The sequence below is a fragment of the Nocardioides stalactiti genome (genome assembly GCF_014180715.1).
GTDB lineage: Bacteria > Actinomycetota > Actinomycetes > Propionibacteriales > Nocardioidaceae > Nocardioides > Nocardioides stalactiti.
In genome coordinates this window covers 1-21,315 of sequence record NZ_JACEFC010000084.1, presented here as the reverse complement: position 1 = coordinate 21,315, position 21,315 = coordinate 1, and the positions used below count along the sequence as shown (strand labels likewise).

19 protein-coding genes and 1 tRNA gene are annotated in these 21,315 nt (G+C 71.5%); 16 read left to right on the top strand and 4 right to left on the bottom strand.

The genetic code is table 11. The features are described 5' to 3' along the window. The 3 genes from H0487_RS15845 to H0487_RS15835 all read left to right on the top strand — a co-directional run. Nucleotides 1–345, top strand: a 345-nt coding sequence (locus tag H0487_RS15845; protein WP_246383738.1) for a PfkB family carbohydrate kinase, incomplete at its 5' end; no start/stop codon positions are given. Beyond that, entirely contained in the window at nt 342–2,393 is a 2,052-nt protein-coding gene (locus H0487_RS15840) for a PTS fructose transporter subunit IIABC (protein WP_312855973.1), read from the top strand. The genes H0487_RS15845 and H0487_RS15840, both read left to right, overlap by 4 nt. Nucleotides 2,394–2,422: 29 nt before the next feature. After that, nucleotides 2,423–2,686, top strand: a complete 264-nt coding sequence (locus H0487_RS15835) for an HPr family phosphocarrier protein (RefSeq protein ID WP_183095198.1) — start codon at nt 2,423–2,425, stop codon at nt 2,684–2,686. 22 nt (nt 2,687–2,708) lie between these two features. Here H0487_RS15835 and H0487_RS15830 read toward each other — a convergent pair whose 3' ends face one another. Genes H0487_RS15830 through H0487_RS15820 form a run of 3 tightly spaced genes read right to left on the bottom strand, consistent with a single transcriptional unit; the run spans nt 2,709 to nt 7,218 of the window. After that, nucleotides 2,709–3,287 (bottom strand): hypothetical protein, encoded by a 579-nt coding sequence (locus tag H0487_RS15830; RefSeq protein ID WP_183095197.1) that lies wholly within the window; start codon nt 3,285–3,287, stop codon nt 2,709–2,711. 2 nt (nt 3,288–3,289) lie between these two features. Further along, a complete protein-coding gene (locus H0487_RS15825; RefSeq protein WP_183095196.1) occupies nt 3,290–3,466 on the bottom strand; it encodes a DUF6104 family protein in 177 nt (58 codons plus the stop codon). 29 nt (nt 3,467–3,495) lie between these two features. Continuing rightward, complete coding sequence (locus H0487_RS15820) at nt 3,496–7,218, bottom strand: multifunctional oxoglutarate decarboxylase/oxoglutarate dehydrogenase thiamine pyrophosphate-binding subunit/dihydrolipoyllysine-residue succinyltransferase subunit (protein WP_312855972.1); 3,723 nt, start codon at nt 7,216–7,218, stop codon at nt 3,496–3,498. A 180-nt stretch (nt 7,219–7,398) separates the two neighbouring features. Here H0487_RS15820 and H0487_RS15815 point away from each other — a divergent pair, with 180 nt between their 5' ends. The 3 genes from H0487_RS15815 (at nt 7,399) to H0487_RS15805 (ending at nt 9,841) form a co-directional block, all read left to right on the top strand. Beyond that, the gene (locus H0487_RS15815; RefSeq protein WP_183095194.1) at nt 7,399–7,977 is read left to right on the top strand and encodes a hypothetical protein; all 579 of its coding nucleotides are present in this window, start codon (nt 7,399–7,401) and stop codon (nt 7,975–7,977) included. Next, complete coding sequence (locus H0487_RS15810; protein WP_183095193.1) at nt 7,977–8,873, top strand: LCP family protein; 897 nt, start codon at nt 7,977–7,979, stop codon at nt 8,871–8,873. The genes H0487_RS15815 and H0487_RS15810 overlap by 1 nt, the downstream gene beginning before the upstream one ends. A gap of 344 nt (nt 8,874–9,217) precedes the next feature. Next, complete coding sequence (locus H0487_RS15805; protein WP_220793467.1) at nt 9,218–9,841, top strand: C40 family peptidase; 624 nt, start codon at nt 9,218–9,220, stop codon at nt 9,839–9,841. A 27-nt stretch (nt 9,842–9,868) separates the two neighbouring features. On the opposite strand, the gene H0487_RS15800 is transcribed toward H0487_RS15805, so the two are convergent. After that, a tRNA-Arg gene (locus tag H0487_RS15800) sits at nt 9,869–9,941 on the bottom strand. Nucleotides 9,942–10,034: 93 nt separating this feature from the next. On the opposite strand from H0487_RS15800, the gene argS reads away from it, so the two are divergent. From argS to H0487_RS15750, 10 genes are all read left to right on the top strand, one after another. Continuing rightward, nucleotides 10,035–11,711, top strand: a complete 1,677-nt coding sequence (gene argS / locus H0487_RS15795; protein ID WP_183095192.1) for an arginine--tRNA ligase — start codon at nt 10,035–10,037, stop codon at nt 11,709–11,711. 13 nt (nt 11,712–11,724) lie between these two features. Beyond that, nucleotides 11,725–13,119, top strand: a complete 1,395-nt coding sequence (gene lysA / locus H0487_RS15790; RefSeq protein ID WP_183095191.1) for a diaminopimelate decarboxylase — start codon at nt 11,725–11,727, stop codon at nt 13,117–13,119. 5 nt (nt 13,120–13,124) lie between these two features. After that, complete coding sequence (locus tag H0487_RS15785; RefSeq protein ID WP_312855974.1) at nt 13,125–14,450, top strand: homoserine dehydrogenase; 1,326 nt, start codon at nt 13,125–13,127, stop codon at nt 14,448–14,450. Next, the gene (gene thrC, locus H0487_RS15780; protein WP_183095190.1) at nt 14,447–15,529 is read left to right on the top strand and encodes a threonine synthase; all 1,083 of its coding nucleotides are present in this window, start codon (nt 14,447–14,449) and stop codon (nt 15,527–15,529) included. The genes H0487_RS15785 and thrC overlap by 4 nt, the downstream gene beginning before the upstream one ends. Then, a complete protein-coding gene (thrB, locus tag H0487_RS15775) occupies nt 15,529–16,425 on the top strand; it encodes a homoserine kinase (RefSeq protein WP_183095189.1) in 897 nt (298 codons plus the stop codon). Before thrC ends, thrB begins: the two co-directional genes overlap by 1 nt. A 261-nt stretch (nt 16,426–16,686) precedes the next feature. Beyond that, nucleotides 16,687–18,471, top strand: a complete 1,785-nt coding sequence (gene rho, locus H0487_RS15770) for a transcription termination factor Rho (RefSeq protein ID WP_183095188.1) — start codon at nt 16,687–16,689, stop codon at nt 18,469–18,471. 115 nt (nt 18,472–18,586) lie between these two features. Continuing rightward, the gene (gene rpmE, locus H0487_RS15765; RefSeq protein ID WP_183095187.1) at nt 18,587–18,802 is read left to right on the top strand and encodes a 50S ribosomal protein L31; all 216 of its coding nucleotides are present in this window, start codon (nt 18,587–18,589) and stop codon (nt 18,800–18,802) included. A 90-nt stretch (nt 18,803–18,892) separates the two neighbouring features. Next, complete coding sequence (prfA, locus tag H0487_RS15760; RefSeq protein ID WP_183095186.1) at nt 18,893–19,963, top strand: peptide chain release factor 1; 1,071 nt, start codon at nt 18,893–18,895, stop codon at nt 19,961–19,963. Further along, nucleotides 19,960–20,823: a peptide chain release factor N(5)-glutamine methyltransferase gene (prmC, locus tag H0487_RS15755; protein ID WP_183095185.1), complete on the top strand. Its 864-nt coding sequence runs from the start codon at nt 19,960–19,962 to the stop codon at nt 20,821–20,823. Before prfA ends, prmC begins: the two co-directional genes overlap by 4 nt. Nucleotides 20,824–20,836: 13 nt before the next feature. After that, the coding region (locus tag H0487_RS15750; protein WP_312855971.1) for an L-threonylcarbamoyladenylate synthase at nt 20,837–21,315 on the top strand (479 nt) is incomplete at its 3' end.

Here is a 21,315-nt window from a genome sequence, read left to right as displayed (position 1 = left end):
GCCGCCGCCCTGGTCGGCGTCGTGGCCGGAACCGTGCTGGCGACGCTCGGTGCTGCCGGAGCCGTGCTGGTCGACGCCACCGGCTCCTGGCACGCGACCCCGCCGCCGACGACCGTCGTGAGCACCGTCGGGGCCGGGGACGCCAGCCTGTTCGGCTACCTGCTCGCCGACCTGCGAGGCGCGACCCCGGCCGAGCGGCTCGTGAGCGCCGTCGCCTACGGCGCCGCAGCCGCGGGCCTGCCCGGGACGACGACCCCCCGCCCCATCGATGTCCGGACCGCAGCGGTCCGGGTCCGTGCGCTCGACGTGCCGCCGAGCCCCACCCCTCGCGAAGGAAACCTGTGATGGCAGAACTGATGACGCCGGCGCTGGTCCGGCTCGACGCCGACCTCGGTGCCGACAAGGAGGGTGTGATCGCGGCCCTCGCCGCGGTCCTCACCACGGCCGGTCGGTCCGCGGACGCCGCCGTGCTCGAGCGTGACCTGCTGGCCCGGGAGGGCAAGGCCGCGACCGGGATGAAGGGCGGGATCGCGATCCCGCACTGCCGGACCTCCGCGGTGAGCGTGCCCACCGTCGCGTTCGCCCGGCTGGAGCCGATGGTGGACTTCGGGGCCAAGGACGGTCCCGCCCAGCTCGTCTTCCTGATCGCCGCTCCCGAGGGTGGCGGCGACGCGCACCTGCAGATCCTGACCAAGCTCGCCCGTGCCTTGGTCCGGCCGGCCTTCACCGACGCACTACGAGGAGCCGCGACACCGGACGACGTGGTCGCGATCGTCGGCGAGGCGGTCGGCGCTGCTCCTGCTGCTCCTGCGGCTCCTGCGGTTGCAGAGCCCGAGCCCGAGCGCGCGAAGGCGTCGCGGACCCTGGTCGCGGTCACGTCGTGCCCGACCGGCATCGCCCACACCTACATGGCGGCGGAGGCGTTGGAGGCGGCGGCCGCGCGGGCCGGTGTCGGCATCGCCGTGGAGACCCAGGGGTCGGCCGGGTCGACCCCGCTCCCGCAGGCGACCATCGACGCGGCGGCGGCGGTGATCTTCGCCGCAGACGTCGGCGTGCGCGACCGTGGCCGTTTCGCAGGCAAGCCGGTCGTCACCTCGGGGGTGAAGCGCCCGATCGACGACGGCGACGCCATGATCGCCGAGGCGCTGCGGAGCGCGGACGACCCGGGCGCGCCCCGGGTCGAGGGCAGCGCGGCGGACGCCGGTCGGACCACGACGGCTGCGGGGGAGTCGTGGGGCGGCCGCGTCCGCCGGGTGCTGATGACCGGCGTGTCGTACATGATCCCGTTCGTCGCGGCGGGCGGCCTGCTGATCGCGCTCAGCTTCCTCCTCGGCGGCTACGACATCACCAACGTCTTCGCCGACGTCGTCGCCACGAACTCACTGACCAACCTGCCGGACGTCGACGCCCTCGGTCTCGAGCGGGTGCCGTTCGACTCCGGGTTGCTGGCCTACCTGGCGGCGATCCTCTTCATCATCGGCAAGACCGCCTTCGCGTTCTTCGTCCCCGCGCTCGCGGGCTACATCGCCTTCGCGATCGCGGACCGCCCCGGCATCGCCCCGGGCTTCGTCGCCGGTGGCCTGGCTACGGACATCGCGCAGTTCGGGACTCCGCAGACCGGCTTCCTCGGCGCGATCGTCGGCGGTGTGCTCGCTGGGCTGGTCGCCCACGGGATCGCCTCGTGGAAGGTCCCGTCCTGGGCTCGCGGTCTGATGCCCGTCCTGGTGATCCCGTTGCTCTCCTCCCTGGTCGTGGGGACCCTGATGCTGACCGTGCTCGGGTCGCCCATCAACGAGCTGATGACCGCGCTCACCGACGGCCTGAGCGACATGAGCGGGTCGAACGCGGTGATCCTCGGCATCGTCCTCGGCCTGATGATGGCCTTCGACATGGGCGGCCCGCTCAACAAGGTCGCCTACTCCTTCGCGGCGGCCGGGGTCGGCTCGGCGGCGACCCTCGCCGGGGACGCCCCCGAGCTGAAGATCATGGCCGCGGTCATGCTGGCCGGGATGGTCCCCCCGCTCGCGCTCGCCCTCGCCACCGTCGTGCGCCCGGCCCTGTTCAACCCGGCCGAGCGGGAGAACGGCAAGGCCGCCTGGCTGCTCGGTGCGTCGTTCATCACCGAGGGCGCCATCCCGTTCGCCGCCGCGGACCCGTTGCGCGTGATCCCGTCGATCATGCTGGGCAGTGCGGTCACCGGTGGCCTCGCCCAGGCGCTCGACGTCGGGCTGCGCGCTCCGCACGGCGGCGTGTTCGTCCTCTTCGCCGTCGACGGTGTGCTCGGATTCGTCATCGCGCTGGTGGCCGGGGTGCTGGTCGCCACCGCGAGCGTCGTCGCCCTCAAGTCCATCGGTCGTGCCCGCGTCGCGGACGCCGACCCCGTCCCTGCCTGATCGTCCACCCGAGAGAGGAACACCTCATCATGCCCACCAAGACCGTCGTCGTCGGCTCCGCCGTCGGCCTCCACGCACGGCCCGCCGGGATCATCTCCGAGGCGGCACTCGACCTCGACTCCGAGGTGCTGATCGGAGTACCGGGTGACGAGCCCGTCGACGCGAGCTCGGCGCTGCTGATCATGACCCTCGGTGCGGCCAACGGCGACACCGTCGAGGTGTCGGGCGAGGTCGCCGCCGACGTCGAGGTGATCGCGGCACTGGTCGCGCAGGATCTCGACGCCGAGGACTGAGCCCCGGCGGCCGGGTGACGGGCTAGGCCCGGCGGTCCTTCGGGCCCAAGCCCTGCGCGGCACGTTCGACGGCGGCGGCGACATCGATGGTCGTCGCCGCCTCGACGTACTCCTTGGAGAGCTCCTTCTTCACGTAGCGGGCGACGAACCGCTTGAGCTCGCCCTCGACGCCGGCCGCGACCTGCATGAGCTGGGCGCGCAGGCCCTGGGCCTGGAGCCGCACGGTCACCTGCGAGGTGGTCGGGGGAGTGATCTCCAGGACGATCGCCAGGTCTGCCCGGGCCCGTGCCGTGATCACGAGCGGCACCTCGATCTCGGCGTCGAAGCGGTGCTTGTCCATGCCGAGGTCGATGACGAACTCGATCGGCACCGGCAGCGTGACGTGGAAGCGGACGGGGTCGTCGCCGACGCGCTGCCCGGTCGCGGTGCCGATCGCGCCCTTGGCGGTGACCTTGACCAGCCGCCCGGGGCCCACGCCCATCGGGCCGACGTCGATCGGCTGGCCGGAGAGGACGTTGACGCCGCGGAGCACCCGTTCCTCGGTGACGGCGCGGTGGAAGAACTCCACCCCCCATGCCCGGTAGTCGATCACGTCGCTCATCGTCAGTCCTCGGGGTCGTCCAGCCGGGCGAGCCAGGTCGCGAACCGCTCCACGGCGGTCTCGAACTCCGGGTGGACGTCGGTGAACTCCTGGAGCCGTTCGGCGACCCACGCCAGGGTGACCTCCTCGTCACCCCGGCGCTGCTCGAGCTCCTCGATCCCGCGGTCCGTGTAGTACATCCGCCTGGTCGTCCTCGCCTCGCGCGCGATCAGGCGAACGCGCGGTCGAGGAGCTCGCTCTGCTCCACCAGGTGCCGCTTGACGGTGCCGACCGCGGTGGTGGACGACGCCTTGCGGGTGATCGCCTCGACCGGGCGGTCCAGTGCCGGCACCACGTTGAGCGCGTACGTCGGCCAGGGGCCCTGGTTGAAGGGCTCGTCCTGGACCCACTTCACGTTCGCGTCGGGGTACTTGGCCAGCTCGGCCTGGAGGTCCTCGACCGGCCACGGGTAGAGCTGCTCGACCCGGACGATCGCGACGTCGTCGCGCTCGCGCTTGGCCCGGTCGACCATCAGGTCCCAGGTGATCCGGCCCGAGCACAGGAGGACGGTGCGGACCTTCGACGCGTCGGCCTTGTCGTCGCCGATGACCGGGCGGAACGAGCCCGAGGTGAAGTCGGCCGGCTGCGAGGCGGCCTCCTTGCGCTTGAGCATCGACTTCGGCGTGAAGATCACCAGCGGCTTGTGCTCACCGCCCAGCGAGTGCTTGCGCAACAGGTGGAAGTGCGACGCCGGTGTCGACGGCTGGGCGACCACCATCGCCTCGTCGGCGCACAGCGTGAGGAACCGCTCGATGCGCGCCGAGGAGTGGTCGGCACCCTGGCCCTCGTAGCCGTGCGGCAGCAGCAGCACGACGCCCGAGTCCTGGCCCCACTTGGTCATGCCGGCGGAGATGTACTCGTCGATCACCGACTGGGCGCCGTTGACGAAGTCACCGAACTGGGCCTCCCAGAGGACCAGCGCCTCGGGCCGCGCCACGGAGTAGCCGTACTCGAAGCCGAGGGCGGCGTACTCCGACAGCAGCGAGTCGTAGACGAAGAACTTGGCCTGGTCCTCGGTGAGGTTGGCCAGCGGCGTCCACTCGTCGGCGTTGTTGCGGTCGATGATCGTCGCGAACCGCTGCACGAAGGTGCCGCGGCGCGAGTCCTGACCGGCGAGGCGGACCGGGCGGCCGTCCATGAGCAGGGCGCCGAAGGCGAGGATCTCGCCGGTGCCCCAGTCGATCGGGCCCTCGGTGATCGCCGCCGCGCGACGCTGCAGCTGCGGCATCACCTTCGGGTGGACGGTGAAGCCGTCGGGCGGGGTGACGTAGGCGTCCGCGATGGTCTTGAGCGTCTCCATCGACACGGCCGTCTGGGTCTCGCCCGCGGGCTTGTCCGGGTAGTCCGGGACGGTGGTCCACGAGGTCGGCGTGGCGTCGGCCTCGCGCACCTCGGTGAACACCCGCTCGAGCTGGGCCTGGTAGTCGCGGATGACCTGCTCGGCCTCCTCGATCGTGATGTCGCCACGACCGATGAGCGACTCGGTGTAGAGCTTGCGGACCGACCGCTTCTGCTCGATGAGGTCGTACATCAGCGGCTGGGTGTACGACGGGTCGTCGCCCTCGTTGTGGCCGCGGCGGCGGTAGCAGACCAGGTCGATGACCACGTCGGCGTTGAACGCCTGCCGGTACTCGAACGCGAGCCGGGCGACCCGGATGCAGGCCTCGGGGTCGTCGCCGTTCACGTGGAAGATCGGCGCCTGCACCATGCGTGCGACGTCGGTGCAGTACAGCGAGGAGCGCGACGAGCCGGGGGAGGTGGTGAAGCCGACCTGGTTGTTGATGACCAGGTGGATCGTGCCGCCGGTCCGGTAGCCGCGGAGCTGCGAGAGGTTGAGAGTCTCGGCGACCACGCCCTGCCCGGCGAAGGCGGCGTCGCCGTGGAGGAGCAGCGGCAGCACGGGGAACGCCTCGCCCTGGTTGAGGACGTCCTGCTTGGCGCGGGCGATGCCCTCGAGGACCGGGTCCACCGTCTCGAGGTGGCTCGGGTTCGCGGCGATGGAGACCTTGACCTTCTCGCCGGTGCCGGCGGAGAACTCGCCCTCCGCGCCGAGGTGGTACTTCACGTCGCCGGAGCCCTGGACCGTGCGCGGGTCGATGTTGCCCTCGAACTCGCGGAAGATCTGGTTGTAGGACTTGCCGACGATGTTGGCCAGCATGTTGAGGCGGCCGCGGTGGGCCATGCCGATGGTGACCTCGTCGAGACCGGCCTGGGCGGCGGCCTCGCAGATCTCGTCGACGACGGGGACCGTGGTCTCGCCGCCCTCGAGGGAGAACCGCTTCTGGCCGACGAACTTGGTCTGCAGGAAGGTCTCGAACGCCTCGGCGGCGTTGAGCTTCTGCAGGATCCGGAGCTGCTCCTCGCGGGGCTCCTTGGTGTGCGGGCGCTCGACCCGCTCCTGGATCCAGCGGCGCTGCTCGGGATCCATGATGTGCATGTACTCGATGCCGGTGGTGCGGCAGTAGGAGTCGCGCAGGATGCCGAGGATGTGGCGCAGCTTCATGAAGCGTCGGCCGGAGCCGCCGAACTCGCCGGTCGGGAACTCGCGGTCGAGGTCCCACAGGGTGAGGCCGTGGGACTCGATGCGCAGGTCGGGGTGGCTGCGCTGCTTGTACTCGAGCGGGTCGGTGTCGGCCATCAGGTGGCCGCGCACGCGGTAGGCGTGGATGAGCTCGAGGATCCGGGCCTGCTTGTCGATCTCGTCGTCGTGCGACGTCGCGATGTCGTTGTTCCAGCGGATCGGCTCGTAGGGGATGCGCAGCGACCGGAAGATGCCGTCGTAGAAGCCCTCCTCGCCGAGCAGGAGGCGGTGGACGCGCTTGAGGAACTCGCCGGACTGGGCGCCCTGGATCACGCGGTGGTCGTAGGTCGAGGTGATCGCCATGACCTTGCTGATGGCGTTGCGGGAGATCGAGACCTCGGACGCGCCCTGCCAGCTGGCGGGGTACTCCATCGCGCCGACGCCGATGATCGCGGCCTGGCCGGCCATCAGCCGCGGGACCGAGTGGACCGTGCCGAGGCCACCGACGTTGGTGAGGCTGACCGTCGTCCCCGAGTAGTCGTCCATCGTGAGCTTGTTGTCACGGGCCTTGCGGATCATCTCTTCGTACGCCGTCCAGAACGCGGCGAAGTCCATGGTCTCGCAGGCCTTGATCGACGGCGCCACGAGCTGGCGGCTGCCGTCGGGCTTCTGCTGGTCGATCGCCAGGCCCAGGTTGATGTGGGCGGGCGTCACCATCGTCGGCTTGCCGTCGGTCTCGGTGTAGGAGTTGTTCATCTCCGGCATCGACTTCAGCGCCTGCACCAGGGCGTAGCCGATGATGTGGGTGAAGGAGACCTTGCCGCCGCGCGCCCGGGCGAGGTGGCTGTTGATGACGATCCGGTTGTCCCACAGCAGCTTGACCGGGACCTGACGCACCGAGGTGGCGGTCGGGACCGACAGCGAGACGTCCATGTTCTTGGCGGTCGCGGCGCCGATGCCGCGCAGGACGGTGTAGGTCGGCTCGTCCTTGGCAGCGGCGGGCGCCGGGCGCGGCGCGTCCTTCGGCGTCGGCTTGGCGTCGGGCTTGGGCGTCGGCGTGGTCTGCGAGGCCGGGCTCACCTGGGGCGCGGGCGTCGCCTTGGGCGCCGGGCGCGCCGCCTGCGCCGGAGCCGCCTGACCGTTGCCCGAGGGGGCGGCCGGGGCAGCCGCGGCAGGCGCGGCCGGAGCCGGGCTCGCGGGGCTCGCTGCGGGGGTGGCTGCGGTGGTGGCGGTGCTGCCGCGGAAGTACGCGGCCCAGGCCGCATCGACGCTGCCCGGATCGGCGTCGAACCGCTCCTTCATCTCCTCCACGAGCCACTCGTTGGCTCCGAAGTCAGGGGTGCTGGACTGCTGGCCTGTCGACTGCGACACGACGTGCTTCGCCTCTTCCGGTGAGCTGCTGGCGTAGGGTCTCATCCGACCTGGACGAAGACCGGAAGCAAGGCTAGTCCCACCGGGAAGCTTTGTGGGACGCCTGTCCGAGCAGAGGAGTGGCGAGTCGTGCGAAGAGGGCCTGAACGCCCCATCCGAACCGCTCCCGCCGGTCTGGTCATGGCGCTGGTCCTGGCGCTGTTCATGGCGCTGGGCCTGGCCGGGTGCAGCGGCGAAGACGACACGGCGGACACGCCCGAGGCCGACGCCACGAGGTCCGAGTCGTTCGTCGGCGAGGCGCCCGGGATCCGCACCCGGGTGGAGGTCGGCGAGATCGTGGGTCGGCTGCCGAAGCGGCCCGCCACGGCGGCCGCCGCGGAGGTCGCCGAGGTCGTCGACGACTGGATCGACGGGGCCTACGTCGGAGGCGACTACCCGCGCAACAGTTTCGGAGACGCGTTCGCCGGCTTCACCGACGGTGCGTCGCGACTCGCGGCCGACCAGTCGGGCCTGCTGAGCAACGCGGTCGTGGGGGAGAAGGTCGACACCGTCACCGCCACCCGACGCGTCGTACGTGTCGACCTGCTGGCCCCGAAGGGGAAGCTCGCCGGCGCGACCGCCCACGTCAACCTGGTCTTCGACCTCAGCGGCGACGTCGACCGGACCGACCAGGTCCGGGGCCGGCTGCTGCTGACGCACTCCCGGCGCGGGTGGCAGGTCTTCGGGTTCGACATCGAACGTGGCGAGGTGAAGGGCTGATGCGCAGGCTCGTGCGGACGGTCGTCCTGGCGGTGGTGCTGGCCGTGGTGGCGGTGGTCCTCCCCAACAGCACGGTGGCGCCGACCTACCTGACCCTGGTGAAGTACGAGCACGCCGAGGGGGTCGACACCGACCCGGACGTGCTCTGGATCCTTGCCGTCGGCTCCGACGCGCGGCGTGGCGAGGACCCGCTCCGCAGCCGCGGCGACACGCTCCAGCTGGTCGGCATCGACACCCGGACCGGCGCAGCGACCACGATCGGCATCCCGCGGGACAGCTGGGTGCCGATCCCGGGCTACGGCTCCAACCGGATCAACGCGGCGCTCTACTTCGGCGGCCCGCAGCTGATGGGGGAGACCGTCGCCGCACTCATCGGCATCGAGCCCGACTACGTCTTCGTCACGACCTTCTGGGGCGTCGAGCAGATCGCGAAGGACGTCGGCCCGATCACCGTCGACAACCCGGTGGCGTTCTCCGACGAGAACCTCAAGCCCCAGGGATTCCCGCAGGGCAAGGTCGTGCTGCGCGGCTACAACGTCGTGTCCTTCGGCCGGATCCGCAAGACGTTGGCCGGCGGTGACTTCGACCGGTCCGCCAACCAGCAGCGGGTGCTCGAGGGCTTCCAGCGCAAGGTGGCGGAGAACGCCGACAAGCCCGGCTGGATCGAGTCCGGCGTCCTCTCCGTCCTGGACAACGTCCACACCAACGTCGCCCCGGCCGAGCTGTTCGTCATCGCCCAGGCGATCACCCAGGTCGACCCGAAGCGGATCACCCGGTGCGTGCTCCCCGGCGGCATCGGGAACATCGGGGGAGCCAGCGTCGTGATCCCCAGCACCTCGACGGCGAAACGCTACGGCGACGACGCCCGCAAGGACGCCACGATCAAGCGATGCTGACCTGGCGCTTGCAGGAGTTTGCGATCACCGTGCCAGTGGGCAGCGTCACGCCCGCATTGTGGTGTGGCCCACGGCGATTCTTGCTAGCTGCGAGCTAGCGTCGTCCCTGGTCGCCAACCGCGACCACAGACCCCGGCCTGGCCGGGGCCGCCCGTGCCGCGCCGAGGCCCGCCACGACACGGGGTGACGTCGACATCGATGGACTGGCGGGCTCGGAGGCACCAGCAGTACGCCGGCCACGCCGGCTAGGGGTGAAGACAGGGGCGAGACCTCTGCCCGGGCACCAGCAGCCCGAACCCGACAGGTCCCCCTTCGCAGGCGTCGCTGAAGCGAAGGAACCTTCGATGCACACCATCTCCGTGCGCGCCCTGGCGCGCCGTCCGGCCGTCGCCGCCACTGTCGCGGCGCTCACCGCCACCCCCGTCGTCGCGCCGGCGCCGGCCAGCGCGCGGGCCACGCCCGTCGCCGAGGACGGGTCGCTGTCGACGGTCGTCGGCGGTCCGGCCGCCCACCCGCGCGCCGCCCAGCGTCGTACCGAGCTCCGGCTGGAGCGGGAGGCGCAGGAGCGTGCCCGGGTCCGGGCCGAGCGCCGCGCCGAGCGAGAGGCCGCCGAGGCCGCGGCGTCGCGCGGCGAGCAGGTGCTCGCGCTCGCCGCCCGCGAGGCTGGCGACCCCTACGTCTACGGCGCGGCCGGACCCGACGCGTTCGACTGCTCGGGCCTCACCCAGTACGTGTTCGCCCAGCTCGGCATCTCGCTGCCGCACTCGTCCTCGGCCCAGGCCGGCGTCGCCACCCGGGTCAGCGACCCGCAGCTCGGCGACCTGGTCTTCTTCTCCGACGGCGGCGGCGTCTATCACGTCGCGATCTACGCCGGTGACGGCATGGTCTGGCACGCGCCGCGCACCGGCGACGTCGTGAAGCTCGAGGCGATCTGGACCAGCAGCGTGTTCTACGGCCGGGTCCTCTGACGAGGGGAGCTCGTCCGGGTCGATGGGCGCCTCCGGCAGGATTCGAACCTGCGGCACCTGGTACCGGAAACCAGTGCTCTATCCCCTGAGCTACGGAGGCATGCGCCGAGCTCCTTGCGGAGTGGCGCGGTCCCGAACCTTACCGGGCGATATCCGTGCGAGAGAAACCGGAGGCCGCCGATAGGCTTGCCGGGTGAATCCCGCACAGCTCTCCACCACCATCGTCGGCGCCCTCACGGCGCTCGTCGACCAGGGCGCGATCGCCCTGCCCGACGGCGTCCCTGCTGAGGTGACGGTGGAGCGGCCGCGTCAGAAGGGTCACGGCGACTACGCGACCAACGTCGCCCTGCAGCTGGCGAAGAAAGCGCAGACCAACCCCCGGGCGTTCGGCGAGCTGCTCGCCGCCGAGCTGCTGAAGGCCGACGGCATCGCCGACGTCGAGGTCGCCGGGCCGGGGTTCCTCAACATCTCCGTCGAGGCGGGCGCCCAGGGCCGGGTCGCCGCGGTCGTCGTCGGGGCCGGAGCGTCGTACGGACAGACCGGGACCCTCGCCGGGCAGAAGATCAACGTGGAGTTCATCTCCGCCAACCCCACCGGCCCGCTCCACCTGGGGCACACCCGGTGGGCGGTCCTCGGCGACGCGATCGGCCGGGTGCTCTCCGGGGCCGGCGCCGAGGTGACCCGGGAGTTCTACATCAACGACCGGGGCGTGCAGATGAACCACTTCGCCGCGTCCATCGAGGCTGCTGCTCTCGGCCGGCCGACGCCCGAGGACGGCTACCAGGGCGACTACATCGCGGAGCTGGCGCGCCGCATCGTCGAGGCCGAGCCGGAGATTGTCGATCTGCCGGCGGACGAGCGGCGGGCGGCGTTCCGGGAGCACGGCTACGCCCTGCAGCTCAAGGAGCAGCAGGACCAGCTCGACGCCTTCAACACGCACTTCGACGTGTGGTTCTCCGAGCTCTCGCTGCACGAGTCGGGCTCGGTCCCCGAGACCCTGCAGCGGCTCAAGGACCTCGGCCACGTCTTCGAGGACGGCGGCGCGCTGTGGATGCGGACCACCGACTTCGGTGACGACAAGGACCGGGTCCTGATCAAGTCCGACGGCGAGCTGACCTACTTCGCCTCCGACACGGCGTACTACCTGAACAAGCGCGAGCGGGGCTTCGACCACTGCATCTACCTGCTCGGCGCGGACCACCACGGCTACGTCGGGCGGCTCCGGGCGATGGCGGCCTGCGTCGGTGACGACCCCGACTCGACGCTCGACGTGATGATCGGGCAGCTCGTGAAGATCCTGCGGAACGGCGAGGAGTTCCGGCTCCAGAAGCGCAAGGGCGAGCTGGTCACCCTGGACGACCTGGTGCAGGAGATCGGCGTCGACGCCCTGCGCTACTCCATGGTGCGTTACCCCGCCGACAGCCCGCTGGCGCTCGACATCGAGCAGATCACCAAGCAGTCGAACGACAACCCCGTCTACTACGTCCAGTACGCACACGCCCGGACCTGCCGGATGCGGGAGAACGCAGCCGAGCTCGGCATGACGCTCCCCGATCTCGCCAGCGAGTTCGACCCGGCACTGCTGTCGCACGACCGGGACGGCGACCTGCTGCGGGCGCTGGCGGAGTTCCCGCGGGTGGTCGCCAGCGCCGCCGAGCTGCGGGAGCCGCACCGGATCGCGCGTTACCTCGAGGACACCGCCTCGGTCTTCAACAAGTGGTACGACACCAAGGAGTGCCGGATGCTGCCGCAGGGTGACGAGCCCGTCACGGCGGCAAACCTGGCCCGGCTGGTGCTCGTCGCCGCGACGCAGACCGTGTTCGCGAACGGCCTCGACCTGCTCGGCGTCTCGGCGCCCGAGCGCATGTGAGCAGGGAGACGACATGACGCACGAAGCCGGTTGGGCGCACGCGCCCGGCGCCCTCCGTGGCCCGTCCTGGCTCCAGGCGCCGCGCGACGTCAACGCCCTGGTGCCGCTGCTGTGGTCCGGCACCGCCCACAAGACCGACGCCGGCGACCTGGTCGTCGGGGGAGTGCCGGTCGCCGACCTGGTCGCCGAGCACAACACGCCCGCCTACGTGCTCGACGAGGACGACTTCCGGGCCCGCGCCCGCGGCTTCCGGGACGCCTTCGCCGGCTGGGACGTCTACTACGCCGGCAAGGCGTTCCTCTGCACGGCGATCGCGCGCTGGATCGCCGAGGAGGGTCTCTGCCTCGACGTGTGCTCCGCAGGCGAGCTGACAATCGCGCTGCGCGCCGGCTTCGACCCGGCGCGGATCGGCTACCACGGCAACAACAAGACTCATCCCGAGCTGCGGCGTGCGGTCGCCGAGGGCGTCGGCCGGATCATCGTCGACTCCTTCCAGGAGATCGACCGGATCGCGTCCATCACCGCCGAAACCGGCCTGACCGCGCGGGTGATGGTGCGGGTGACCGCCGGTGTCGAGGCGCACACCCACGAGTTCATCGCGACGGCGCACGAGGACCAGAAGTTCGGCTTCTCCATCACCTCGGGCGCGGCCTTCGAGGCCGTCCGCCGGCTCGAGGAGGCCCCCGGTGTCGAGCTGCTCGGGCTCCACTCCCACATCGGCAGCCAGATCTTCGACTCCTCCGGTTTCGAGGTCGCGGCCCGCCGAGTGCTCGCCCTCCACTCCCGGGTGTCCGACGAGCTCGGCGTGACGATGCCCGAGATGGACCTCGGCGGCGGCTTCGGCATCGCCTACACGACCCAGGACGACCCGTCCGACCCGGCGCAGCTCGCCACCGAGATGGGCAAGATCGTGGAGAACGAGTGCCGGGCGCTCGGCATCGAGGAGCCGCGGCTCTCGATCGAGCCCGGCCGCGCGATCGTCGGACCGGCCATGTGCACCGTCTACACGGTCGGCACCGTCAAGGCGGTCGAGCTCGACGCAGGGGCGGTCCGCACCTACGTGAGCGTCGACGGCGGCATGAGCGACAACATCCGCACGGCGCTCTACGACGCCGACTACTCGTGCACCCTGGCGAGCCGTCGCTCGGAGGCGGTTCCGGTGCTGGCGCGGGTCGTCGGCAAGCACTGCGAGGCGGGCGACATCGTGGTCCGCGACGAGTTCCTCCCCGGCGACGTCGGTCCCGGCGACCTGCTCGCCGTGCCCGGCACGGGCGCCTACTGCCGCTCGATGGCCTCCAACTACAACCACGCCCTGCGCCCGCCGGTGATCGCGGTACGGGATGGTGTCGCGCGCGTCGTCGTACGGCGAGAGACTGAGGACGACCTGTTGGCGACGGATGTCGGGTGAGTGCTGTGAATGCGGCTGATCTGGGGGGCGACAAGCCCCTCAAGGTGGCGGTCCTGGGTTGCGGTGTCGTCGGGTCCCAGGTGGTGCGCCTGCTCGGCGAGCAGGCAGGAGATCTCGCCGCCCGGGTCGGTGCGCCGGTCGAGCTCGCCGGTGTCGCCGTACGACGTCTCGACGCGCCGCGCGACGTCGACGTCCCGGCCGACCTGCTGACCACCGACGCGCTGGGACTGGTGTCCCGCGACGACGTCGACGTCGTCGTCGAGGTGATCGGCGGCATCGAGCCGGCACGCACGCTCATCCTGGCGGCGCTCGAGAACGGTGCCTCGGTGGTGACGGCCAACAAGGCCCTGCTCGCCGAGGACGGCCCGACCCTCTACGAGGCGGCCGAGAAGGCCGGCCGCGACCTCTACTACGAGGCGGCCGTCGCCGGGGCGATCCCGATCCTCCGCCCGCTGCGTGAGTCGCTCGCCGGCGACAAGGTGACCCGGGTGCTGGGCATCGTCAACGGCACCACCAACTTCATCCTCGACAAGATGGACACCTTCGGCTCCGGCTTCGAGGAGGCGCTCGAGGAGGCCCAGGCCCTCGGCTACGCCGAGGCCGACCCGACCGCCGACGTCGAGGGCTTCGACGCCGCGGCGAAGGCAGCGATCCTCGCCAGCCTGGCGTTCCACTCGCGGGTGACCGCCGCCGACGTCCACCGCGAGGGCATCAGCGACGTGACCGCGGCCGACGTCCGGTCCGCCCGCGACATGGGCAGTGTCGTCAAGCTGCTCGCCATCGCCGAGCTCGGCCCTGACAACGGCGGCGACCGCGGCGTGAGCGTGCGGGTGCACCCGGCGATGATCCCGCGGCAGCACCCGCTGGCCAGCGTGCGGGAGGCCTACAACGCGGTCTTCGTCGAGTCAGAGGCCGCCGGCCAGCTGATGTTCTACGGTCCCGGTGCCGGTGGCGCCCCGACGGCCAGCGCCGTCCTCGGCGACCTGGTGACGGTGGCACGCAACCACCGCCAGGGCGCCCGCGGCGTGGGTGAGTCGGCCTACGCCGACCGCGCCGTGCTGCCGATGGGGGAGACCCGCACCCGCTACCACGTGGCGATCGACGTGGACGACCGCGCGGGCGTGCTCGCCGCCGTCGCGACCGCGTTCTCGACCCACGACGTGTCGATCCAGACCGTGCGCCAGGAGGGCCGCGGCGACGACGCCCAGCTGGTCGTGGTGTCGCACGAGGCGACCGACGCCCAGCTGTCGGCGACCGTCGCGGAGCTGCGGGGCATGGACATCGTGCGTGACGTGACCTCGGTGATGAGGGTGGAAGGTACCGACGAATGACGAACCAGTCGGCCGGGGGCGGCCGTCACCAGTGGCGCGGGGTCATCGAGGAGTACCGCGACCTGCTCGCGATCCCTGCGGACACCCCGGCGATCAGCCTGGGCGAGGGCGGCACCCCGCTGGTCCGGTCCGGGTGGCTCTCCGAGCTCGGTGACGCCGAGGTGTGGTTGAAGATCGAGGGCGCCAACCCGACCGGGTCCTTCAAGGACCGCGGGATGACCACCGCGATCTCGGTCGCCGTCCACGAGGGCGCCAAGGCCTGCGTGTGCGCGTCCACCGGCAACACCTCCGCGTCGATGGCGGCCTACGCCGCCCGCGCGGGCATCACGCCGGTCGTGCTCGTCCCGGAGGGGAAGATCTCGGCCGGCAAGATGGCCCAGGCGCTGGTGCACGGCGCCCGGGTGATCCAGGTGCGGGGCAACTTCGACGACTGCCTCAACCTGTCGCGCGGCCTCGCCGAGCACTACCCGGTCGCCCTGGTGAACTCGGTCAACCCGGTCCGGCTCGAGGGCCAGAAGACCGCCTCGTTCGAGGTGGTCGACCGTCTCGGCGACGCCCCGGACGTGCACCTGATGCCGGTCGGCAACGCCGGCAACATCTCGGCGTACTGGCTCGGCTACCAGCAGTACCGCGACCACACGACCAAGATGCCGCGGATGCGTGCCTTCCAGGCCGAGGGCGCTGCGCCGATCGTCTACGACCGGGTGTTCCCGGACCCGGAGACCCGGGCCAGCGCGATCCGGATCGGCAACCCGGCCTCCTGGCACCTGGCGACGGCTGCCGCCGCCGAGTCCGGTGGCGGGTTCGCCGCTCTCTCCGACGACGCGATCCTCGCCGCGCAGGCCGAGCTCGCCCGCGCCGAGGGCGTCTTCGTCGAGCCGGCCTCGGCGGCCGGCGTCGCCGGCTACCTCGCCGACCTCGCGGCCGGCACCGGCTATGCCGGCCAGACGGTCGTCATCACCGTCACCGGGCACGGGCTCAAGGACACCGTCACCGCGCTCGAGTGGTTCGGGGAGGTCCGGCCGATCCTCGTCGATGCCGACCTCGACCAGGCCGCGGCCGCTGCCGAACTGATCTGATGACGACCTTCGCCACCGGACCGGCGCGGGTCTCCGTGCCGGCCACGTCGGCCAACCTCGGGCCCGGGTTCGACGCGCTCGGGCTCGCGCTCGACCTGCGCGACCGGCTCGAGGCCGAGGTCACCGAGGGTGGTCTGGTTGTCGACGTCGAGGGCGTCGGCAGCGACGCCGTACCGCGGGACGAGAGCCACCTGGTGGTTCGTGCCATGCGCGCGGCGTTCGACGAGCTCGGTGTCCAGCCGGCCGGCCTGCGGCTGCACTGCGCCAACGTGATCCCGCACGCACGCGGGCTCGGGTCGTCGTCGGCCGCGATCGTCGCGGGCGTGTGGCTCGCCCGCGAGCTCGTCGCCGGTGGTCGTCTCCTGCTCGGCGACGACGGGCTGCTCGACCTCGCCGCCCGCATCGAGGGTCATCCCGACAACGTGGCACCGGCGCTCCTCGGCGGCTTCGTGATCGCCGGCCAGGACCCCGACGGCACGTTCTACGCCGTCCCGTCGGAGGTCGACCCGCGGATCGGCACCGTCGTCTTCGTGCCGCCGGACCCGGTCTCGACCGAGCTGGCTCGCGGGCTCCTCCCGAAGGAGGTCCCGCACGCCGACGCCGCGATGAACGCGGGTCGCGCCGCCCTGCTCGTCGCCGCGATCGGCGGCCGTCCGGAGCAGCTGGTGCGGGCGACCGCCGACCGGCTGCACCAGGACTACCGCCGTCCCGCGATGCCCGCGAGCCTCGACCTCGTCGACGAGCTGCGGGCCGACGGCGTCCCGGCGATCGTGTCCGGTGCCGGACCGACGGTGCTCGCGTTCACCGACACGACCGACGGACTGCTGGCCCGGTGCCCGGCGGGGTGGGTCGCGCACCGGCTCGACATCGACCCGCACGGCGCTGTCGCGTGGTGAATCTCACCGTCGTCGTCCGCGGTGATACATTGAACGGGCGTCAGTCCACCGATCCTTCGGTCCTCGACGCCGCGCCAGCAGTTCACCCAGCCAGCGCGCCTCTCCTTCCTCACCGAGCGGCTCCGGTCCGCACGAGGAAGATCTGACCGATGTCCTGCCGCCCCTGCGGGCGGAGGGCCGTGAACGTGGGAAGGACCTCACGTGACAGAAGTTCTCGAATCCACAGACGCGCCGAAGAAGCGCAGCGGTGGACTCAACACCATGCTCCTCGCCGACCTCAAGGCGATGGCGGGCGGCATGGGCATCGCCGGCACCGCGAGCATGAAGAAGGCCCAGCTGGTCGAGGCGATCAAGGCCGCGCAGGCCAGCACCCCTCAGCAGACCGGTGCCGCCAAGAACGGCGACCAGCCCGCGAAGGGCGACGCGCCCCGGCGTGAGGAGCAGCCGAAGGCCGACCGGGCCACGGCGGAGCCGAAGGCCGAAGCGCAGCCCACGGTCGAGGACCAGCCACGGGGTGAGGACCGTCCGAAGGGCGAGGACCAGCCGAAGGGCGAGGACCGGCCGAAGGGCGAGGACCAGCCGAAGGGCGACAAGCCCAAGGGCGGCGACAAGTCCAAGGGCGGCGACAAGCCGAAGGGCGAGGCCAAGCAGAAGCAGGACCAGCCCCAGCAGAACCAGTCCAAGCAGCAGAACCAGCACGGCCAGCAGAACCAGCAGGCCAAGCAGAACCAGCAGCCGGCACAGCAGGGCCAGCAGGGCCAGCAGGGCCAGCAGGACGGGTCCGACGGCCAGGACGGCCCCGCCGGTGAGGGCGGCAGCCGCCGCAACCGCCGCCGCCGTGGCCGCGACCGCGCCACCACCACCGTGGGCGGGCGCAACGAGCCCGACACCACCATCCTCGAGGACGACGTCCTGGTGCCGGCCGCCGGCATCCTCGACGTCCTCGACAACTATGCGTTCGTCCGCACCAGCGGCTACCTCGCCGGCCCCGACGACGTCTACCTCTCGCTCTCGATGGTGCGCAAGTACGGCCTGCGTCGTGGTGACGCCATCGTCGGCCAGGTCCGCCAGCCCCGTGACGGCGAGCGCCGCGAGAAGTTCAACCCGATGGTCCGGGTCGAGAGCGTCAACGGCGTCGACCCGGAGCAGTCGCGGCACCGCGTGGACTTCGCCAAGCTGACCCCGCTCTATCCGAGCGAGCGGCTTCGGCTGGAGACCGACCCGACCAACATGATCGGCCGGGTCATCGACATCGCCGCGCCGATCGGCAAGGGCCAGCGCGGCCTCATCGTCTCGCCCGCCAAGGCCGGCAAGACCATGGTGCTCCAGCAGATCGCCAACTCGATCACGACCAACAACCCCGAGTGCCACCTGATGGTGGTGCTCGTCGACGAGCGTCCGGAGGAGGTCACCGACTTCGAGCGCTCGGTCAAGGGCGAGGTCATCTCCTCGACGTTCGACCGGCCGGCCACCGACCACACGACGGTCGCCGAGCTCGCCATCGAGCGGGCCAAGCGGCTCGTCGAGCTCGGTCACGACGTGGTCGTGCTCCTCGACGGCATCACCCGCCTCGGACGCGCCTACAACCTGGCGGCCCCCGCGAGCGGCCGGATCCTGTCCGGCGGCGTCGACTCCGCCGCGCTCTACCCGCCCAAGAAGTTCTTCGGTGCCGCTCGCAACATCGAGAACGGAGGCTCGCTCACCATCCTCGCGACCGCCCTCATCGACAGCGGCTCGAAGATGGACGAGGTGATCTTCGAGGAGTTCAAGGGCACCGGCAACATGGAGATCCGGCTGCGCCGCGACTTCGCCGACAAGCGCCTGTTCCCGGCGATCGACGTCATCCAGTCCGGCACCCGCCGGGAGGAACTGCTCCTCAGCAAGGAGGAGATGGCGATCATCTGGAAGCTGCGCCGGGTGCTCTCCGCCCTCGACGGGCAGCAGGCGCTCGAGGTGCTCCTGGAGAAGCTGAAGAAGTCGCCGACCAACATCGACTTCCTGATGCAGGTGCAGAAGACCACCCCCGCGCCCGGCGCGGACGAGTGACCGAGCGCCCTGCGGAATAGGCAGAGCGCCGCGAGCGCTTCTAGACTGACCTGTCGGCACCGGTTCACGTCCTGCACCCGCAGACGACCCGGCAGCCCCTGAGAAAGAGGACACCATGAAGAAGGACACGCACCCCGACTACGTCGTGACCGAGGTCACCTGCACCTGCGGGGCCACGTTCACGACGCGCAGCACGATGAGCTCCGGAACGATCCACTCCGACGTCTGCTCGCAGTGCCACCCGTTCTACACCGGCAAGCAGAAGATCCTCGACACCGGCGGCCGCGTGGCCCGGTTCGAGGCCCGCTACGCCAAGGCTGCCAAGAAGTAGCTACCTCCAAGCGCCGACCTACCCGCACCGCGGGTCGGTCGGCGCTTGTCATTTCGGGTCAGGATCGGTTCACAGGCGAAAGAGGTCAGCGTGTTCGAAGCAGTGGAGGGGATGCTCGCGGAGCATGCCGAGCTCGAGGGTCGGCTCGGGCTGCCCGAGACCCACGCCGATGCGCGGCTGGCACGCACCCTCAACCGGCGCTACGCCGAGCTGAGCGGGATCATCGCGGTCTGGCGTGAGTGGCAGCAGTACGGCGAGGACGCCGAGGCCGCCCACGAGCTCGCCGCGGACGACGCCTCGTTCGCCGACGAGGTCACGGTGCTCCAGGACCAACGGGAGGCGGCTGCCGAGCGGTTGCAGCGGCTGCTCGTGCCGCGCGACCCGGCCGACGACAAGGACGCGATCCTCGAGGTGAAGTCGGGGGAGGGCGGCGACGAGAGCGCGCTCTTCGCCGGCGACCTGCTGCGGATGTACACGCGGTACGCCGAGAAGCGCGGCTGGAAGCTCGAGGTCCTCGACGCCGCCGAGTCCGACCTCGGCGGCTACAAGTCGGTCACGGTCGCCGTGAAGGGTGGGGCGTCCGAGCCGGGGCAGGCCCCGTACGGGCTCCTGAAGTTCGAGGGCGGCGTGCACCGCGTGCAGCGGGTGCCGGTGACCGAGTCCCAGGGCCGGATCCACACCAGTGCAGCGGGGGTGCTCGTCGTGCCCGAGGCGGAGGCCGTCGACGTCGAGGTCAACGACAACGACCTCCGGATCGATGTCTTCCGCAGCAGCGGGCCTGGTGGCCAGAGCGTCAACACGACCGACTCGGCGGTCCGGATCACCCACCTGCCGACCGGGATCGTGGTGAGCTGCCAGAACGAGAAGAGTCAGCTCCAGAACAAGGAGCAGGCGCTGCGCATCCTGCGCGCCCGGCTGCTGGCAGCGGCCCAGGAGGCGGCCGACGCCTCGGCGAGCGAGGCCCGGCGCAGCCAGGTCCGCACCGTCGACCGGTCGGAGCGGATCCGCACCTACAACTTCCCCGAGAACCGGATCTCCGACCACCGCACCGGCTACAAGTCCTACAACCTCGACCAGGTCCTCGACGGAGAGCTCCAGCCGGTCCTCGACTCCTGCGTCGAGGCAGACCTCGCCGCGCGGCTCGAGGCGCTCGAGCAGTGAGCCCGCGAGCGCTCGTCGCGGCGGCCGCGGAGCGGCTCCGTCTCGCCGGCGTCGCCAGCCCCGAGCACGACGCCGCCGAGCTGCTGGCGCACGTCCTCGGGACGACGCGCGGCCGGCTGCCGCTGCTCGAGGACGTCGCGCCTCCGGCGCGGGCGACGTACGACGCGCTGGTCGAGCGCCGCGCGGCCCGGGAGCCGCTCCAGCACCTGACCGGGGTCGCGTGGTTCCGCCACGTCGAGCTCGCCGTCGGCCCGGGCGTCTTCGTGCCGCGCCCGGAGACCGAGCTCCTCGCCGGCTGGGCGATCGACCGTGCCCGGGAGGCGGGGGAGCGGCCGGTCGTGGTCGACCTGTGCACGGGCTCGGGTGCGATCGCCAAGGCGGTCGCCGACGAGGTCCCGGACGCGGTGGTCCACGCCGTCGAGCTGGACGAGGCGGCCTACCCGTGGGCGGTGCGCAACCTGACCGGCACCGGTGTCGACCTGCGGCAGGGTGACCTGGCGACCGCCTTCGACGACCTGCTCGGCACGGTCGACGTGGTCGTGAGCAACCCGCCGTACGTCCCGCTCGAGGCCTGGGAGTCGGTTGCCGTCGAGGCGCGCGACCACGACCCGCACCTCGCGCTGTTCTCCGGTGACGACGGACTCGACGCCATCCGCACCCTCGCCGTCCGGGCGTCCGACCTCCTCCGGCCAGGTGGCGTGGTCGGGGTCGAGCACGCGGACGTGCAGGGCGAGTCGGCGCCGGCCGTGTTCGCGGCGCAGGGGAGCTGGGAGGAGGTCCGTGACCACCGCGACCTCAGCGACCGCCCCCGCTTCGTCACGGCGCGCCGGACGCTGCGCGGCTCCCGGTCGGGGGAGTGACAGGATGTCCGCCGTGAGTGAGCCCGGTCAGGCACAGGTCTTCGACGCCACCTCCGAGGAGGAGCGGCTCGCGGCCGTGGATGCCGCCGCGCTGGCGATCCAGCGCGGTCGGCTCGTGGTGGTGCCGACCGACACCGTCTACGGTCTGGCCGCCGACGCCTTCGACGCCGAGGCCGTCCAGCGGCTGCTGGAGGCCAAGGGACGCGGGCGGGAGATGCCTCCGCCGGTGCTCGTCAGCACGGCGACCACGCTCGACGCGCTGGCCACCCGGGTCCCCGCCTATGCGCGCGCCCTCGCCGACGCCTTCTGGCCGGGGGCCCTGACCCTCGTCTGCCACGAGCAGTCCTCGCTGCGCTGGGACCTCGGCGAGACGCGGGGGACGGTGGCGATCCGGATGCCCGACCACCCGCTGACCCGCGAGATCCTCGACCGCACCGGTCCGCTGGCCGTGAGCTCGGCGAACCTGACGGGCGAGCCGGCCGCGGCTGGTGC